The sequence below is a fragment of the Phyllobacterium sp. MT110 genome (assembly GCF_058792715.1).
Genome location: NZ_JBXAFE010000006.1, coordinates 291,334 through 309,448 on the forward strand (window position 1 = coordinate 291,334; position 18,115 = coordinate 309,448).

An 18,115-nucleotide genomic window follows, 5' to 3' on the forward strand; every position below is an offset into this window, starting at 1 on the left:
CGGAGACAATCCTATCTCCGCTGTTTCCGGGATGTCCACGTGGCCGTTTGGCCGCAGGCGTCAGGACGGTCTCAGATGCCCTTTTCCTTCAGAAAGGCTTCCGCCACTTCCTTCGGTTCCTTCTTGTCACGCTCGACGGCGGCATTCAGTTCGCGCATGTTCTCATTGTTCAAGAGTGGACTGATCTTGTTCAGGACTTCAGCGATCTTGGGGTTTTTGGCCAGGATACCCTGGCGAACGACGGGCACGAGGTAATAGGGCGGAAACAGGTTCTTGTCGTCGGCGAGAACAACGAGCTTGTTGTCCGCGATCTGCCAGTCGGTGGCAAAGCCATAGGAAACGTCGATGTTCTTGCTGGTCAAAGCGCTGTAGCGGATACCGAGCTTGGCAAAAATACGAAAGTCCTTGAAGACGATACCGTAGGTCTGCTTGAGACCGGGCAAACCGTCCTTGCGTTCGCCAAACCCGCCTTCCGCACCGAAACTCAGATCCTTCGACACGGGACCAAGATCCGTCAGCGTCTTGAGCTTGTACTTGTCAGCGGTTTCCGGAAGCGTGATGATGGCGTAGCCATTGTTGATATTGGTCGGCTGGAGCAGGGTCAGCTGCAGGTTTTTCTCGTAGTAATCCTTGACTTCCCCATAGATCTTTTCGGCCGAACCCGAGAGATCGCCCTTCACCACGGCGGCAAGGGCCGTACCCGTATACTCGGGGTAGAGATCGATTTCGCCGTTCAGCAGCGCCGAATGAGCAATCAACGTCGCGCCAAGATTGGTGCGCCGCTCGACCTTCACGCCAGCCTTCTCCAGGGCTTGCGCATAGATTTCGGCCACCACGAACTGTTCGGTAAAGTTCTTGCTGCCGATCTTCACAACCTGAGCAAAGCCCGGCGTTGCGGCAGCCAATGCCAATATTACCCCCAGCCCTATGGAGGCCACGTTTCTGAAAGTCATGATTTACCCTGCGAGCTGACGTAGGACTTTGAATATCCTACTGGTTTCGTTGTTCATTTCGCATGCTAGCAATCCACGGCAGTAAGTTCGTAGAACAAACTCCTAATATTTCCCCGATAAGTAGAAATTATTTACTCGGCAATTGCAATCGCTTTGGCGCTGCAATGCAGGGCCTTTACGAGCCTCGCAAAACCACTCGGGTGAACTGTCGAGGGTTATGGCGTGGATTCGCACGGCCCGTGATGATGATGTGAAGCGCTGGAGCCACCAGTCCCCGTCGCAACAGCATGCTTTTACTCACACTCCGTCTACACATTTGTTTCGATTTGCCGGCGCATTTCATGGGCAATCGGATTGAGGGCCTGGGTGGAAAGAGGCCCGACCAGGCTGTAGCCGATACCCTCCTTGGACCAGCTGACCCTTTGCACGGAACCGGTCGATTGTGACGACATGGGCGCGTTTTTATCGGCTGTCATCGCCCGTGTCAGCATCACCAGCCGGGTGCCACGGTCATCGTCGTACATGAGCATGCCTGCAGGGCCGTGCGCTGTTGCGACAACCCGCCCCCCCATGAACCGGTAGCCTGAGCCCGTCAGGTCAGGCACGGATATAGTGTGGCCCAAACTGTCCGAAACCCATTTGACCAGGCTAACCTGATCGGATGCCTTGATTTCGACTGGCCGCCCTTTATCGCCAGCATACACCTGATAGCTGTATGTTGCCTCGTCAGCGAGCGCCATGATCCCGCCAGCGGCCGGTTGACCCATATCGTGAAGCGACCAGCCGCCGGTTATGCCAACAGCAAGCAATACAACAGCGGCGGCCGCCGAGCGCCAAACCGGGAATCCGGGACGGCGCGCACCATCAAGCATACGGACCAGATTGAGCTCCGGAGGTACCGGTTCTTCGCTGATTGGTGCGAGCGCGGACCGCAGTTCATCCCTCTGCCTTCGGTAACTTGCGATCCTTTTTGCTTCGTCAGGGTGCTGCTCAAGATATCCGGCTACCTCATCCCGCCTGGCCGTGCTGAGAGCCTGGTCGACATAGGCATGCAGATCGTCTTCCGTAATCGGGCGCTTGTTCATTTTACCCTCCTCAAATGAGGACCGTTTTCAATTTTGTTGCTCACATCACCCTCGAGAATCTGCCGTAACCGTTCACGGCCGCGCGCCAGTCGCGACATGACCGTGCCGATGGGAACCCCGAGAATCTTCGCGGTCTCCGCATAGGACAGATCTTCAACCGAAACGAGAAGAATGACGCTTCTCTGTTCTTCGGGCAAGGTCTTCAAGGCACGCAAAACGTCCTGCTGGTGTAAGCCATCCTCCTGCGCGGGCCGTCCGGAGAGAGCCGGGTCAGATACATCATCAATGTCCAGATGCACCCCACGCCGTGCGGTTTTTCTCAAGTTGTTCATCGCCAGATTGTGCAGGATCGTAAACATCCATGTTCTGGCGTTGCCATCCTCACGCCGCTGATGCCAATGACTGACGGCCCGCTCCAGACAATCCTGCAGCAGGTCATCGGCAGCCGATCGATCCCCCATCAAGCTGCGCGCATATCGCCGCAAGGCCGGAATGAGGGGCTCAATCAAAACGACCATATCTGTCATGACCGAACCCCTTCTGGTTCAAGACATTGTCTTGCGTCTTTGGCGGTAGCCGGTGTGCCAATAAGATTCTGATGTCCCGTCCTGATCTGCAACCGCTGCCCGCATTCCGCTGTCCGGCGGCAAACCGAAGGCGGGCAGCGCGTTATCATTTGGTCTGCACCTGCACGGGCGTACCGATTTTGGCGGCTGTGCCGGACGCAACCACCAGATAACGGTTCGGGACATCCTGTCCACTCTGCGCCAATTGACGAATGGGGCCAACCGCATTGACGATTGCCGAACCTGCGGGGTTGGTCATGAACGCCGCCAGCGGCTCGAGCATGCCACCGCCATCCGCCTGAGAAGCCAAGGCCAGCACATAAGGCTGCTTTGGCTCCAGGCCCGTCACTGCGGCTTGCAGGACCTGTGTAAGCCCCTGATCGAAGAGGGTCACACTGGTCGGCTTCGCGTCCACAGACACAGCTGGTGTCACCGAACCGAGGGTCAAGTGAGCCGCTTGGCCAGCAACACCGAGAGGTTGCAAGTTCTGCATCCCGTCCCCTTGCGGGACGGCATTGGGAACATAGGCCAAGGCCTGCGGTGCCTGTCCGATGGGAATGGTTGCAGTCACAGTATTGGTGAGCGTGTCGATGGCCGCCAATGCATCGGCATTTTCCAGACCAACGTAAATGCGCGTGCCATCGCCAGAGGGCCACAGGCCATGCGGGAGCTTACCGACCGGGATCGCAGCCACTTGCTCAAACGTGTCGGTGCGGAAAACCTTGATCTGGTTCAATCCGCCAACAGTCACATAGGCAAACATGCCATTGGCATTGCGGACGATATTCACGTGATTGGTGATCGGCCCCGTATCCAGCGTTTTGAGGAGTTTGAAGGGGGGCTTGGCGTCAAACACCTGTGTCCTGCCCACGTCTTTCAGGGTGAACCAGACCTGCTTGCCATCGGGCGTTGCTGCAAGATCAGGGCAGAATGGACTTTCCTGCTTCACATGGCCGACGATCTTGTGATCGGCAATGGAGATGACAACGGTTTCCGGATTGAACGACGAACAGACATAGCCGTATTTGTTGTCAGGTGAGAAGATTTGCATGCCCGGTCCTGCGGGAACCTTGATCCGCGTCTTTTCTGCAAATGTATGTCCATCCAGAACAGCGATGTAATCTTCACCCCGAACCGTGACCCAGACTTCCTTGCCGTCGAGTGTGAAAAATGCCTCATGCGGGGCCCGCCCGAGGTAGGTGACGTGTTTGATCGCGTTGGTGGCCGTGTCGATAAACGTAACGGAATTGGTGCCGATCGAGACAACCGCAAGCGTTTTGTGATCGGGGGAGAAACCCATGCCGTGCACAAGCACCTGGCCGCGATAGAGCGGACTGAGATTGCCGGGTTGTGGATCTCCGAGCCGGATCACGCCCAACAACTTGTTATCGAAGGGATCGGTAACCGATACTGTATTGGAGAACTGTTCGGCAGCGTAGACGCGATCACGATGACTGACCGGAACGTCGGGTGCCGAGGCCAATCCGGGTACCTGCCCGGCCAAAGCAGGAACCAACCCTGCGACTGCGGTGCCAATCAGCAATGCTGTTGTAAAAAGCTTCAATCTCATTTCAAACTCCCTATTTCATGTTCATGGCTGGTGACATGGACATTGCTTGCGTTGACGGCGAGCGGGTATCCAAATCAGGTATGAACGAGGTTTGGGTCGGAGATGGTTTGGATGGAGGCAGGGGTTCGCCGATCGCCAGGCGCATCGCTGCAATTTCCTGTTGCTGCGTGACGATGATTTCCTGGGCGAGACGCTTTATGTTCTCGTTGTTGCCATAGCGCAGAACCGCCAGTGCCATATCAATCGCGCCCTGATGATGCGGCACCATCATCGCAACAAAGTCGCGATCAACATCACCGGTTGGCTTGACCTCCATGTCCGCCATCATTTTTGTCATGGCCGCATCATTCTGCGTCAGAAATGGCGTTTCGTTCTGCACTGCAGATTTCGTCGCGTCGCTCATGCATATCGCGTCGTTGGAAGGATCGCGCGCCGCAGCAATGGCGGACCAAGCGACAGCAAGTGTTCCGGCGAGAAGAAGTGCTCGTTGACCATTGAGATATCGATGGGACATGTCTTTCATACTCCGATCGGATTGTGTGTTCTGATGGTGAGACACGCCAAACGTCGGTTTATTCCACGCCGTGACATTTTTTTGCATTGAGCATGTTCAAGCAAGCTGCGGCGCCGAAGCCGGATGCTGAAATCTCTTTACCGCTGCCGTTTGCAGCTCGAGGCTTGGTGGAAGGGTTGAGCGTCCAATAAGGGCGCCGCCCGGCAGTGTTATATTTGTCGCCAGAATGCCCGGGACGCCAGTCTGCGGCGGGGCCCAATATACGCAACAGCAAGGTAGCTGTCCGTTGAAAGTGCGATTGAAAACCGCCGTGGAGGTTACAGACGAGACCGCTTTTCCTGCGGCCTCCATTTTGGGAAAATAGTCTCGCTTTCCAGATTCTTTCGCTCTTTACAGATCCGTCGCTATCAGTGGCTGCAGAAACCCGCCCAAATGCGAGCAGGTGACGGCTGCACAATCACGTCCCGCAACCAGACAGCTGTGGAAATCTTTCTGATGCAGGAAAGCCACGAGAAAGCCGGCAATGAAGCTGTCGCCCGCGCCGGTCGTATCCACCACCTCTGTCTTCCTGCTGCCTACTCGAATTTCACCGTCGCCACCGTGAGCGATTGCACCGGCACTGCCGCATGTGACAACGGCGTTGAGAGCACCTGCGGCGAGATAGGTTGTCAGCAATTGTGTTGCACGTGCGGCGTTCTCCCCCGCCGACCCGAAGGCGATTGTCAGCCCATGGGGTTCTAGGTGTGCTGGATCATTATTCACGCCGAGATCCTGCGATACGCTGACACCCCGCTCCGTGAGGTGACGACGCAGCGTTCCCCCGTCGTCGAGCCAACCGATATGCACGTGATCCATTGTTTCGAGAACGGCCAGATCGCGAGCCGGTGGGGCATATCCAGAGCAGGTGCCAAAATCTTCGTCGACTATTATCCGATCGCCTGAAGAAGTTATCGAAATTTGTGTCGACGCCGTTCTGCCGGCTTTACTCTGGATGTATTGAACCTCCACGCCATTTTCTGCCAGGAGCGCGACCGTGCGCTTCCCGGCAGCATCCTCACCAACGGCACCGAAGTAGAACGACTGGCATCCCAGCCGCGCGAGTTGAACCGCAACATTGACTGCATTTCCACCAACGACCGAATATGCCGGAGGCGCCTGAAAGTAGTCGATGCAATTATCGCCAACGGCAGCAATGCGCAGTGGTGTCTTCAACGTGCTTGAACCTTTCTTCAAATCGAAGGATGGCTTGGACCATGATCCTCTCTAGTAAGCCACCCGCTTATAGTAACGGCGGGTGGTCAGCGGATGGTTCCGTATCACTTCCAAATGGGCGCTGATCCTCTCTAAAACAGCTGCCAGCAGAATGGGCGAGACAAGCCCGCGCAGTTCGGCAGAAATACCGGGCAGATCAAATGCCGCCGTATCGATGACCGACACCTGGTCGGTATAGTTTCGTGCGAAGCTCTCCACACGGTCGGCCAAGGGGCGGCAAGCATCTTCCCCCTTTAGCAGGAACAGGCTGACATTCTCTTCGACGAGTTCCAGCGTTCCGTGAAAGAAATCCGACGCATGCACCGGACGCGCGCGTATCCACTGCATCTCCTCCAGAATACACATGCCGTAGTAAAAGGCCGCCGGCCACACATTCCCGGCCCCGGTTATGATGTGATAATTGGAATTCGCCAACCGCATGGCCAGCCCATTTGCCTGATCTTCGAAGGAACGCTTCACGTCGAGAAGAAGCCCCGGCAACTGTGTGAGTTCACCAATCAGCTGGTCATAATTGGCAATCTCACCGCGGTGTTTCATAACGGACAGAGCAATAATCAGGGATTGCAGATAGAAAGATTCGCAGGACGTATCGTCTTCTGCGAAATTAACGAACACGTGATCGCCACCCTTTCCAAGAGGTGTCTGCTCATGTCCGACAAGGGTGATTACCGTTGCCCCCAGCGTTTTTATTTTCTCAAGCAGTGCCACGCTCTCTTTGGTCGTGCCGGATAGCGAGGGCATCACGACGATCGATTTCGCGGTGAGATTGCGCGAACCGGTCACCAGCAGCTCTGCCGTCGATTCGATAAAGGCGGGAAAACGCGACTGCCGCTGCAGCAATTGCACGGCGGGCTGCATGAGGATTGCCGCGCCGCCGGTGCCGAGGAAAAATATGTTTTCAGCTCCGCGAGCCAAACAGCTTCCTATGACCTGATCAAGGCGGTTTTCCAGCGCGAGCGCGCCGGTTTGGATGCGAAGATATCGCTGTTCATCAAAATTCAGCATGTTGGTCTTTCTGGCAGAGAAGTGTGGATTGTTCTCAATCGGAGATACATTCTTAGTTGTAAGACAACTGACATCATTGTCAATAATGCCCATATGAAAGAGAGCGATTTAAATGATAAGTTCAGCAAAAGCCTTCTTGACCGGATCATATTTGTCAGACAAGGAGGATCAAAACCACTTGCTGACGAGGTGATCCGTGGACGAGCCCCTTCGCGATATGCGAACATTGGTCATTCAACTTCGCGAAAGAATTGCAGACCTCATTCGCGAGCAGGCCCTCCGGCCCGGCGATAAACTCCCGACGGAAGCGCAACTGACGGCGCGTTTCAAAATCTCCCGGCCGGCATTGAGGGAAGCGTTGAAACTGCTGGAACAGGACGGATTGATCTACGTCGAACACGGGCGCGGCCGATTTGTCTCGGCAATTTCCGCCATCCAGATCGACCGTCCCATAACGGTCTTCGAAAGTGTGACGGAAATGACCGGACACTACGGCTACAACACCGTCAACAAGGTCTTGTCCATCTCCGAAGAAGCACCGGATCCGGCCCTGGCAAAGCAACTGAACCTCGACGAAGGCGCGCGCGTGATCCGGCTCGAACGATTGCGGTTGGAGCATGACGATCCGATAATGTATTGCGTGGATTACGTGCCGCGCAGCATCATAACCGCCCGCCTTTATGACATCGACTGGAGCGGCTCACTATTGGCCTTGCTGGACCAGTACAAGCAAAGGCCTCGCATGTCGGCCGCGTCCGTTTCCGCCGTGATGCTACCGCAGGATGTCGTGGATCGGAATGATCTGCGCAATTTTGGCCCCGCGCTGCTGATCACTGAAACCTGTTTCAATGCAGCGGGAACGCCGGTGGTCTATGCCCTGGACTACCACAAGGGCAGTCATTTTTCATTCAGTCTGGCGCGCAGGTAACGCTGCGATAGCAGCGTCCGGTCGCCGACGCATTTGGCCATGCCGGTCAATGCAGTATTTGGCTCAAGAAATGCCGGCTGCGCTCATTCTGCGGATTGTCGAAAAAGTCATTCGGCTTGCCTTCCTCGACGATCTTGCCGCGATCCATGAAAATGACGCGATCGGCAACCTGTTTTGCAAAGCCCATCTCGTGGGTGACGCAAATCATGGTCATCCCCTCTTTGGCCAGAGACACCATCGTGTCGAGCACTTCCTTGACCATCTCCGGATCAAGCGCCGATGTCGGCTCGTCAAACAGCATGATCTTCGGATTCATGCAAAGAGCGCGGGCGATGGCGACGCGTTGCTGCTGGCCGCCGGAAAGCTGGATCGGATATTTGTTGGCCTGCTCGGGGATGCGCACACGCTCAAGATAATGCATGGCGATCTCGACGGCTCTTTTCTTTGGCGTTTTCCGCACCCACATGGGCGCCAAAATGCAGTTCTGCAATATGGTCAGGTGAGGAAACAGATTGAAATGCTGGAACACCATGCCGACTTCCCGCCGCACTTCATCGATCCGGTCTTCATCAGCGGTCAACTCAATCCCGCCCACGACGATCTTGCCTTCCTGATGGGCCTCGAGCCGGTTGATACAGCGTATCAGGGTGGATTTACCTGAACCGGACGGTCCGCAGATCACCACCTTTTCCCTGGGAGCGATCACAAGGTTGATGTCGTCCAATGCATGGAAGCTCCCAAACCACTTATGGACGCTGTTCAGTTCAATTTCGACCGATGAAGCGGCGGATGTTGTCATGGCGTTTCCCTTGGAGCGAGCATTAGCGTTTCAACGACCGGCCGAACCGCTCTTCAATGCGGGCCTGCACAATCTCGAGGCCGATGGACAGGAGCCAGTAGATCATTGATGCCGTGATGAGCATTTCGATGTGCCTGAATTCTTTCTGGCCCATCGTGCGCGCCAGATACATGATCTCCCAGACGCCCACGACCGATACCAGTGAGGAATCCTTGAGCATGGCGATGAATTGATTGCCGGTCGGCGGAATGATGACGCGCATGGCCTGCGGGAGGACAACCAGAAACATCGTATGATTGGGCCGCAGACCGAGCGCTGTTGCGCCCTCACTCTGGCCGCGCGGTATGCTTTCAATGCCGGCCCGGAAAATCTCGGTCATATAGGCGCCATAACAAAGCGACAGCGCCAGAATGCCGGCCGGGATCGCACCGATCACATAGCCCACCTGCGGCAAGCCCAGATAGATGATGTAAATCTGCATGAGCAGCGGCAGACCGCGGAACAGCGATGTGTAGAAACTCGCAAGTCCGTAGATGACACCGTTCTTGGAGAGCTTGGCGATTGCGCCAATCAGCGCAATGACCGTGGCAATGAAAATTGAGATCACCGATATATAAAGGGTCGTGACGACGCCTTGCGTTATGAGGAAGCCAATCTTCTTTGCAATGAATGTGAAACTGAGATCGAATGAATAGAAGAACAGCAACAGCAGGCCGAACAGTTCCGCCCATACGGCGCCGATCTGGTACGTCCTGGGCAGAAGCCCCAGGAGCTTCCAGTTAACTGCAATCAGCAAGGCGAAGCAGATCGCCGCTAAGGCGCGTGTTATCTCGGGCGAGGCTGCAATTCCCGGCGCCAATGAAGGAAACAGGGTCGTAATCCAGTTTCCGCCCACGCCCATCCAGTAGAGCATGGCCGCAACAAACACGACAGCGATGACGGCTGCGATGCGTCGTGTTGTCTTTGGGTAGGAAAGAACGAGAGTTGCAATCATTTTGATCCCCATAGTCAGACGGACGATCGTTCTCGCCACCAATCCTGAGCCTGTAGTTTCCAGTAAGTGAGTTGCGCCACCGTCAGCCCGGCCAAGCCTCCAGCCCAGACAAGGCCGAACGGCTTGAACAGATTGTATCGGTCGGATTGTCCCAGGATGGCCTCGGCCACGAGCTTGCCGCCAATGGCGGTCGTGTTCAAACCATGTCCACCAAATGCGGTGCAATACCAGACGTTCGACTGCAGTTGCCCGATCTGCGGCATGAGGTGCCTGGCATAGGACATCAATCCAGACCAGGATGTTTCGATCTTAAGATCGGCAAGTTGAGGATATGTGCTTACCATTTCCCGCCGCAGCTCGGCGGCAAGCGCAGCCGGTGACGCTGCCCTTGTGGTAATCCGGCCGCCCCATAGCAGGCGCTTGCCCCCCTCGACGACCCGGTAATAGTCCCCTGCCCTGCGGTTGTCACCCACGGCGTGCGACGTATCGACGGCCTGCCGGATCAGTTCGGGAGCTTCTTCGGAAAGCATCACGTAGGTCGCGATCGGCAGAAAGCTTCGCTTCAGTTTTGGCAGGAAACCGGTGGTGTAGCCGCCCGTCGTCACCACGATGCAACGCGCCTTGACCTTTCCCGTGTCGGTGTGAACAATCTTTTCAGGTTGGGAAAAGTCGTTGGCAATCGCGGGGCTCGCTTCGAAGATCTTTCCGCCCAACCGCTCAATCTCCGCGGCAACGCCGCGCAAATAATTCAACGGATGCATGTGAAAGGCTTGCGGATCGCGCAATGCCTGGAAATAGCGCTTGGACCGGAGTTTCGCCTGCACTTCATCACGGCTCAGATAGTCCACGCCATAGCCGAAATCCCGTTGAAGGACTGCAGCGCGGGCCTTCAGAGCCTCCCCATCGTCATATCGCAAGACAGACATGATCCCGTGGATAGGGTCTGCCGACGCAATGTTCAGATCGTTGATCGTGTCGCGTACAAAGCGCATGCCTTCAATGGACAGGGCATGAAGCTTGTGCGCGCTTTCAGGCCCAACCATGCGGGCTATGGCATCGCCGTCATTGGCAAAACCCGAACCGACGAAGCCGCCGTTTCGCCCGGACGCTCCCCAGCCGATACGCTCGGCCTCCAGCACAACGACCGTCTGGCCGGCCCGTGCCAACTGAAGAGCAGTGGTAATTCCGGCGAGACCACCGCCAATAACGCAGGTGTCGCACTCGACAGTGCCCGACAGAAGCGGAAATCGTCTGTCTTCGGCAATTGTCCGTCGATAGAACGTATCAATGTAACTCATTGCTTGCTCGCGGGGGGAATGCGTTTGAAGGATCGAATACCAGGAGGATGGAGCGCGGGTATTGCCACAATCGTCGGCGCCCGCGCTCTTCCTTGTCAGTTGGTGCTATAGTCCTTGCCGTACCATTTGGTGGTCAACGCCGTGAGCGTGCCATCCGATCGCATGGCCCCGATGATTTCACCGATCTTGGCGGTCCACTCGGGATCACCTTTTTCGGCGATCACGACAAGCGGTTCACGGAAGGCATAGCCGCCATCAAGAATTCGGACGGGATATCCGTTCTTGATTGCGTTCTGTGCTGTCTGCTCCGGGGCGATGACCGCATCCAGACGGACCCCGTCGCCAAGGCGAAGATCGTCAAATGGCAGCATTGAATCGGCAAAGGTACGAACTTCACCTGGTTCGACTTTATACTCGACTGGTGGCAGGCCCGGAGCATCGATCTCAAGCTGACGACGGATAAAATCTTCTGACGTCGTTGCCGTCTCGACACCGATGGTCTTGCCGTTCAAATCCGCGCTCGATTTGGCTTTGCTGTCCTTATGGACGACGTAGACATAGGGGCTGTAGTAATACACCGATGCGAAATCGATAACCTGCGCACGGGCTTTTGTCGGCGTTACGGAACCGACGCCCACGTCATACCGCCCTTGCCAGCGACCGCCCGTCAGAGTAGCCCAGTCCGGGGTCTGGAAGGAGACTTCGACGCCAAGTCGCTTGCCGATCTCCTTGGACATGTCGATATCGAAACCGACCATTTCGTTGTTGTCATCGAGATAACTTTGCGGCGGCCAACTGCTGTTGGTTGCAACAACCATGGCCTTTTTCTGCATTACCCGCTCAAGCGTTGTTCCCGCTTGCGCTGCCGGTGCGAACGAAAGTGCCAATATCCCGGCCGCCAGACTCTTGAATATATAACCCATGCCATCCTCCTGAATGCGACGTCGGTCCCCTGCATTTCAATGCTTATGTAAGACGTCAGACAATGCAGTTCATAGCCAATGACCTATGGAGTCAAGACGGCGCCTGCCATTTTATGCGCAACGCCCGCAAAAGTTGTTGCAATTTGAATATGAGATCATGAGAAATGAAAATGTCACGTTGCGGCTTGGAATCCGCACTGTTCAGATGATGCGCACAGCCTGCTGGAAAAGGGCACAGGCCAGCGATCGGATCATCGCCCCAAACGGAGCGATGAGGCGCGGCTGAGGAACACAAGGAACCGGAGCCGGCCCATGCCCGGAGTTGATCCCTCAGCCTATCTGTACAGAACCTTCGAAGCTGCGATCAAGATGCAGCGTGCGCTTTGCCAGGCTTAGGATCGATCCCAACAGCCTGTTCGCAAAGAGCCACGTGTTTGGCTAGCGCATCGATTGGCAGAAACGCACTGACCGTGCAAATATCGCGCTTTTGGAACTTTGGCATTCCCTGGAGCTCCTTCAGCCGTTCAAGAAGTGCAAACCGGTTCATACTCGTCTCCTTCATCCACTGGTTTGGCGTTTGCCCCGACCCCTTCTCATGTATCCATCAAGCAGCCCGAACTCCGGCTTTCAATGGAATCTCGATGTCGACCTCCAGCATCGAAACCTGATCATCACTGTTCATTGTCACGCGAACTTTTTCCCGATCGATTTGTATGTGCCGCGTGACGACTGCCAGGATTTCTTCCCTTAACAGAATGACCAGGTCGGAATGCCCGTGCGATGCACGTTCATGGGCAAGCAGAATCTGCAGACGCTCGCGTGCCTTGGGTGCCGAAGCTTGCTTATTGAAGAAACGGAAAATGCTCATGCTGCCCTCCGTCGGAATATTTTGCCCAACAGACCGCGCTTTTCACTGGGAATGGTGACAGGGATCGTTTCGCCGGCGAGGCGCCGTGCGGCATCCATATAGGCCAAAGCCGGTGCGCTATCCTTGTCAGCCAGGGTTACCGGCGAACCGATGTTGGATGCGCGCAGGACGTCCTGGCTTTCGGGAATGATGCCAAGCAGCGGAATGGATAGAATTTCGAGAACGTCTTCCACCTTCAACATATCGCCGCGTTCCGCCCGGTTTGCATCATAGCGGGTTAAAAGGAGATGTTTTTCCATTCTCTCACCGCGTTCGGCCTTGAGCGTCTTTGAGTCGAGAAGGCCAATAATCCGGTCTGAATCCCGAACCGAGGAGACTTCCGGGTTCGTGACGACGACTGCAATGTCGGCGTGGCGCATCGCCAGCGTCGCCCCGCGTTCAATGCCTGCCGGGCTGTCGCAAATGATCCAGTCAAAGGATTTCTTCAAATCTTCGATGACCTTTTCCACACCCTCAGCCGTGAGATTGTCCTTGTCGCGGGTTTGGGATGCAGGCAGCAGGAAGAGTGTATCGAGCCGCTTGTCGCGAATGAGCGCCTGGGGCAATTTCGCGTCGCCCTGGATGACGTTGACCAGATCGAAGACGACACGGCGTTCTGCACCCATAACAAGATCGAGGTTCCGTAATCCCACGTCGAAATCGATGACAACCGTCCTCTCATTGCGCTGAGCAAGTGCCGCGCCAAGTGCGGCGGTTGACGTTGTTTTACCAACGCCTCCTTTGCCCGAGGTAACTACCACCACTTTTCCCATATTTTTTCCTACCTTCCTCGAGCCCTGATTCAACCAAATGCCTCTGCCAGTATGGTGTCTCCCTCGAGCCACAGCTGTACAGCTTTCCCGCGAAGCCGAGGTTCCAAATCCTCGGCTGTCTTGTAAAGGCCATCTATGGCCAACAGTTCTGCTTCAAGTTTGCGGCAAAAAATGCGCGCCGATGCGTTGCCGGCCGAGCCGGCCATAGCTCTGCCTCGCAGCGTGCCATAGACATGGATAGAGCCACCCGCGACGACTTCAGCGCCCGAGGCGACCGATCCGATGATGGTCACATCGCCCTCCGGAAAAATCACCGATTGCCCCGATCGCACAGGCTCCTTGATGATAATCGACGGCATCACGCGGACCTGAGCTCCACTGGAAGCGTTCGCCGACGTTAAAGGAGGCTTGGCGTTTCCGCTGCGTGGTTCGATTGCCGTCGTTGCTGCGGGAGCCTGGAAATCCGTCGCGGATTTCCCGCCCCGCATTGCCGGTGGCATACCGGGAGCAAGCAGTGACGGGCGGGCACCTTCCATGCCCATGATCGATACCCCGCGCTTGGCAAGCTCTTCGATCAGCAGCGTCAGCCCAGCGCGGTCGGTTTGCAGGTTCTCAACGTCGAGAACAATCGGTTTACCCAGGAAGAACCCCGCAGAACGTGATGCAAGGTCGTCCAGTTGGAGCAGCCAACGATCGATCGGCGCTTCGGGCGAAAGCACAAGGGCAAGAAACGACCGGCCTTTGAGGCGTATTGGTTGAGAATCTGTTAGCACTTTGTTCATCTAAGTTAATTTTTCGTTCCGGCGGTATAGGCGGCGAATGGTTAACAGATGGTTAATTTCCGCCGATTTCACACAGGTGAAAATCTGCAATCCGGTCCATGCGCGGAGGAAGCAGGCGGGTCTCGCTCGACCGACTTTGCCGGATGAGTACCGCCCCGAAAGCTGTCCCAAAATGATCTGAAGTTTGCCCGCGGCACCACAATCCTATTCGGCCCTGATATACGGGAAAGCTGCAAGTCCATCGCAACACATGCAACCTCCTTTCAGAAGCAACTGCATGTATTATTTGACTCCGAAATTGCGTCCGCTGTATCTATACGTCAGGCTGCGCGCTACACTGCCTGCAATTGTTTGGAGGAGGGGGAGACATGAAGCCCAATGTTTCGCGTAGAACCTTTATCAAAGGCAGCGTCGCGGCAGGCATCGCCATCAAGGTGTCTTTTCTCTCAGCGCCGGCGCAGGCTGCACTCATTCAAACGCCCCCCTCACCCGGGCCTGACTGGCTAAAGGCCGACGGTCGGCCGAAATTCCGGCTCGACGCCATCGCCAAGGTCACAGGCGAAAAGACCTTCGCCCGCGATTACCGTGCCCGCGATCTTGAAAACTGGCCGAAGGCGCAGGCGCACGCCTTCATGCTGCACGCGACCAAAGCGGATCGCATATTCGAAGGCATCGACCTGAGCCTTCTCGGCGACGACTTGAAACCCGACCGCCTCGTTCTTCACGAAGATCTCGTTGCCGACAACCTCACCATCCCGGGCGACGGCTTTTATGGTGACGTATTCTTCGTGCCAAAAGGGCAAACCGCCCGGCTGCTGGGGCAGCCGGTCGCACTTCTCGTCTATCATGACTTCGTCCGCTACGACGCGGCCAAGCGGCTGATACGCTTTGACGATACGGTGGTTCGCTATGGCGGCAAGGCGCCTTACAGCCATCCGGCGCACTATGGCGCGGCGCGTTATGTGCGCATCGACGGCGGCACGCCTGATGCGGATGACCGATACTCATCGCTGAAGGATGCTGTGATCTATGGCGGTTTTGCCGGTGATGAACCGGCGTGGCCGGCAGCGGGCGACGGCAATGCCATGGCACGCGGCATGGCTGCCGCTGCGCAGATCGAGAAGGAAATCGGCGACGCCGGCAACGACCTGCTGGTCTTCAAACACAAATACTTCTCCCAGTCGGTCGACGCATCCGCCATGGAGGCGGACAACGGCAATGTCTGGTACGATGCATCAACCGGTATCCTTCACATCATGATGGCGACGCAGTCGCCTTACGAGGTGGCCGAGGTCTCGGCAAGCCTCGTCTCCAAATCGAAATTCCATCTCAAGGAGGTCGACCTCAAGGTCGGCTATACCGTCGGCTACGGCACCAAGGATCATTCCATCTTTCCGTTTTTCTGCGTTCTGGCGGGCCTCTACGGCGATGGCCGGCCGGTACGGCTTGCCAATGATCGCTACGAACAGTTCCAGATGGGACTGAAGCGGCACGCGTTCTGGATGGACAACACGCTGGTCGTTGACCGTCAAACCGGCCAGTTCCGCGCCATGACCGGCCATTTCAAGAACGACGGCGGCGGGCGCCCCAACTTCTCGTTTTCAGTGGGCTTCGTCGGGGCAACGGCGGCGCAGTCGATCTACTATCTGCCGAAAAGCGACTTTTCTGCCGCAGCCATTGCCTCGCGCGCTGTCGACGCGGGCTCGACGCGAGGCTATGGCACCCTCCAGTCGATGTCGGCGACCGAGATGATGGTCGATGAGGTCGCCGAAATCCTGAAAATGGATGCGATCGACCTCCGGTTGAAGAATGTTTTCAAGTCCGGAATGAAGAATACACAAGGAGCGATCCCCGCGGGCGCACTGCGCAACGAGGAAATCCTGCTCAAGGCGCGCGACCATCCGCTGTGGACAAAGCGCGCCGAGAAGAAGGCCGCGTTCGATGCCGCCAATCCCGGCAAACGCTACGGCGTTGGTTACGGTCACGTGCAGAAGGACTACGGCACGGGCGCGGAGTCGGCACTCGCTGCGCTTGAGTTCGATGCCTCGGGCCGGATCAGGTTCGCGCATGTGGCACATGAGATCGGAACCGGCACGACCACGTCGCAGGCGATCATGGTTGGCGACATTCTCGGCCGCGTCCCCGACGAGACGGAGTTCGGCAAGGTGCGCTGGCCGCAGATGCCGCTCGAAACCTCCGAAGAGCCATACACCATGTCTCAGGAAGACGAAGACAAGCACAGCCAGAACCCGCGCTGGACGCCAAGTTTCACCTCGCCGATGAGCGCGACCAACAGCGTCTATTATCTCGGTCATGCCACGCGGCAGGCGGCGCATGCGCTTGTCGACCTTGCCATTTGGCCGGCAGCCAAGTCGCTGTGGTCGCGCGGCATTGGCGGCGGATCGATGACCCCCTACACCGTGCGGCGGGAGGACATCCGGCTTGAAAACGGCCAGGTGAACGCGGGCGGACTGGCGCCGCTCAGTTTCGAGGCGGTTGCGGCCGAAGCGCACCGGCTCGGTCTCGTCACCGGCGTGACGGTCCATACCTTCAACCGCTGGCAATGGACGGAAGCCGAATTCGACATCCCGAATGCAGGACGGGTGCGGCTTCCGATCGATGCGCTTGCGGTGAAATATGGCGATGGCGCCTCCGCCGAAACCAGAACGCTCATGACGCTGGACGGCTGGCAGTTCGTCAACCGGGCAGCGGTTCACTATCCGCCCACCCAGCGCAACAATGCCGGCGTCACCTATTATGCGCCGATGGCGACACTGGCCGAAATCAGCGTCGATACGGCGACAGGCGAAGTGACGCTGCTTGCGCACCACTCGATCATGGAGTGCGGAACCCAGGTCGTCCCGGAACTGGTCTCCGGGCAAATCCAGGGTGGCATCGCCATGGGTATCGGCCATGCGCTGAAGGAGTATCTGCCGCTGTACGAGGACGGTCCCGGCGACGGCACCTGGAACTGGAACCGCTACGAGCTGCCTCGTTCCAAAGACGTGGCAGTCTGGACCCAGACTGCGGAAATCCTCGCGCCGCTTTCGGAGACCGACCCGCCCAAGGGTATCGCCGAGGTCGTGATGATTGCGGTGGTGCCGGCGCTTGCCAACGCGGTGGCGCACGCCATCGGCAAGCGCTTCTACGATTTGCCGATTACACCGGAAAAGATACGGGGAGCGCTGGCATGACCCTGGCCACAAAGAAGCTGTCGCTGACCGTCAATGACAAGGCGATCGATCCCGTCGACGTGCCCGAGGGCATGATGATGCAGGATTTTCTCTACGAGTATCTCAATCTCACGGGTTCGCGCATGGGCTGCGGGCAAGGCATCTGCCATGCCTGCACGGTGATCGTGGAAAGGGATGATGGTACACTCGATGAGGTGCGCACCTGTATTACGGGTGCGCATTGGTTCAAGGACAAAAAGGTGCGCACGGTGGAGGGACACGCCAGGCGCGATGCCTCTGGTGCCATTGTCGAACTCTCGCCAATTCAGCAGGCCTTCATCGAGAATTTTTCGTTCCAATGCGGTTACTGCACGCCGGGTTTTGTCACCGGTGCAACCGTTTTCATCGACCAGTTGAAACGAAAGCCGATCGCCAGAGCCGATCTGGAGCAGGCCATCACTGAAGCGCTTGATAATCATATCTGCCGCTGTACCGGTTACGTCCGCTATCACCAGGCCGTGCGCGACCTGGTGCTGAAGACACCCGGCCTCTTGAAAACCTGAGGGAGTAGTC

General features: G+C 56.9%; 18 protein-coding genes. 3 read left to right on the forward strand and 15 right to left on the reverse strand.

The genetic code is table 11. From position 1 onward, the window contains the following. Window positions 1-71: 71 nt before the first annotated feature. The 7 genes from AC1Q5O_RS23075 to AC1Q5O_RS23105 form a co-directional block, all read right to left on the reverse strand. Entirely contained in the window at window positions 72-953 is an 882-nt protein-coding gene (locus tag AC1Q5O_RS23075; RefSeq protein WP_492566211.1) for a glycine betaine ABC transporter substrate-binding protein, read from the reverse strand. A gap of 308 nt (window positions 954-1,261) precedes the next feature. Beyond that, window positions 1,262-2,038 (reverse strand): anti-sigma factor family protein, encoded by a 777-nt coding sequence (locus AC1Q5O_RS23080; protein WP_492566213.1) that lies wholly within the window; start codon window positions 2,036-2,038, stop codon window positions 1,262-1,264. Next, window positions 2,035-2,565, reverse strand: coding sequence for an RNA polymerase sigma factor (locus AC1Q5O_RS23085; protein WP_464663605.1), 531 nt, complete (start codon window positions 2,563-2,565; stop codon window positions 2,035-2,037). Before AC1Q5O_RS23085 ends, AC1Q5O_RS23080 begins: the two co-directional genes overlap by 4 nt. Before the next feature lie 145 nt (window positions 2,566-2,710). Next, window positions 2,711-4,174, reverse strand: coding sequence for a YncE family protein (locus tag AC1Q5O_RS23090; protein WP_492566215.1), 1,464 nt, complete (start codon window positions 4,172-4,174; stop codon window positions 2,711-2,713). A gap of 10 nt (window positions 4,175-4,184) precedes the next feature. After that, the gene (locus AC1Q5O_RS23095; RefSeq protein ID WP_492566339.1) at window positions 4,185-4,697 is read right to left on the reverse strand and encodes a DUF305 domain-containing protein; all 513 of its coding nucleotides are present in this window, start codon (window positions 4,695-4,697) and stop codon (window positions 4,185-4,187) included. A 381-nt stretch (window positions 4,698-5,078) separates the two neighbouring features. Continuing rightward, window positions 5,079-5,900, reverse strand: a complete 822-nt coding sequence (locus tag AC1Q5O_RS23100) for a PfkB family carbohydrate kinase (protein WP_492566217.1) — start codon at window positions 5,898-5,900, stop codon at window positions 5,079-5,081. A 51-nt stretch (window positions 5,901-5,951) separates the two neighbouring features. Then, window positions 5,952-6,965 (reverse strand): SIS domain-containing protein, encoded by a 1,014-nt coding sequence (locus tag AC1Q5O_RS23105; RefSeq protein WP_492566219.1) that lies wholly within the window; start codon window positions 6,963-6,965, stop codon window positions 5,952-5,954. A gap of 196 nt (window positions 6,966-7,161) precedes the next feature. Here AC1Q5O_RS23105 and AC1Q5O_RS23110 point away from each other — a divergent pair, with 196 nt between their 5' ends. Next, a complete protein-coding gene (locus AC1Q5O_RS23110; RefSeq protein ID WP_464663598.1) occupies window positions 7,162-7,893 on the forward strand; it encodes a GntR family transcriptional regulator in 732 nt (243 codons plus the stop codon). A gap of 46 nt (window positions 7,894-7,939) precedes the next feature. On the opposite strand, the gene AC1Q5O_RS23115 is transcribed toward AC1Q5O_RS23110, so the two are convergent. The 8 genes from AC1Q5O_RS23115 to minC form a co-directional block, all read right to left on the reverse strand. Then, window positions 7,940-8,692 carry an amino acid ABC transporter ATP-binding protein gene (locus AC1Q5O_RS23115; protein WP_492566221.1) on the reverse strand — a complete coding sequence of 251 codons (753 nt, stop codon included), beginning with the start codon at window positions 8,690-8,692 and terminating at the stop codon, window positions 7,940-7,942. A 22-nt stretch (window positions 8,693-8,714) separates the two neighbouring features. Continuing rightward, window positions 8,715-9,686: an amino acid ABC transporter permease gene (locus tag AC1Q5O_RS23120; RefSeq protein ID WP_464663594.1), complete on the reverse strand. Its 972-nt coding sequence runs from the start codon at window positions 9,684-9,686 to the stop codon at window positions 8,715-8,717. 14 nt (window positions 9,687-9,700) lie between these two features. Then, a complete protein-coding gene (locus AC1Q5O_RS23125) occupies window positions 9,701-10,984 on the reverse strand; it encodes an NAD(P)/FAD-dependent oxidoreductase (RefSeq protein ID WP_492566223.1) in 1,284 nt (427 codons plus the stop codon). A 95-nt stretch (window positions 10,985-11,079) separates the two neighbouring features. Further along, on the reverse strand, window positions 11,080-11,907 hold the full coding sequence (locus tag AC1Q5O_RS23130; protein ID WP_464663592.1) for a transporter substrate-binding domain-containing protein: 828 nt from the start codon (window positions 11,905-11,907) through the stop codon (window positions 11,080-11,082). A gap of 364 nt (window positions 11,908-12,271) precedes the next feature. Then, entirely contained in the window at window positions 12,272-12,454 is a 183-nt protein-coding gene (locus AC1Q5O_RS23135) for a hypothetical protein (protein ID WP_223614463.1), read from the reverse strand. Window positions 12,455-12,511: 57 nt separating this feature from the next. Then, window positions 12,512-12,775 carry a cell division topological specificity factor MinE gene (gene minE, locus AC1Q5O_RS23140; RefSeq protein ID WP_464663590.1) on the reverse strand — a complete coding sequence of 88 codons (264 nt, stop codon included), beginning with the start codon at window positions 12,773-12,775 and terminating at the stop codon, window positions 12,512-12,514. Then, window positions 12,772-13,587, reverse strand: a complete 816-nt coding sequence (gene minD / locus AC1Q5O_RS23145) for a septum site-determining protein MinD (RefSeq protein ID WP_223614465.1) — start codon at window positions 13,585-13,587, stop codon at window positions 12,772-12,774. The genes minE and minD overlap by 4 nt, the downstream gene beginning before the upstream one ends. A gap of 29 nt (window positions 13,588-13,616) precedes the next feature. After that, window positions 13,617-14,369 carry a septum site-determining protein MinC gene (minC, locus tag AC1Q5O_RS23150; RefSeq protein WP_464663588.1) on the reverse strand — a complete coding sequence of 251 codons (753 nt, stop codon included), beginning with the start codon at window positions 14,367-14,369 and terminating at the stop codon, window positions 13,617-13,619. Between the two features lie 368 nt (window positions 14,370-14,737). On the opposite strand from minC, the gene AC1Q5O_RS23155 reads away from it, so the two are divergent. Beyond that, window positions 14,738-17,563 carry a xanthine dehydrogenase family protein molybdopterin-binding subunit gene (locus AC1Q5O_RS23155; protein ID WP_492566226.1) on the forward strand — a complete coding sequence of 942 codons (2,826 nt, stop codon included), beginning with the start codon at window positions 14,738-14,740 and terminating at the stop codon, window positions 17,561-17,563. Next, a complete protein-coding gene (locus AC1Q5O_RS23160) occupies window positions 17,560-18,105 on the forward strand; it encodes a (2Fe-2S)-binding protein (RefSeq protein ID WP_463012558.1) in 546 nt (181 codons plus the stop codon). Before AC1Q5O_RS23155 ends, AC1Q5O_RS23160 begins: the two co-directional genes overlap by 4 nt. The last annotated feature ends 10 nt before the right edge of the window (window positions 18,106-18,115 follow it).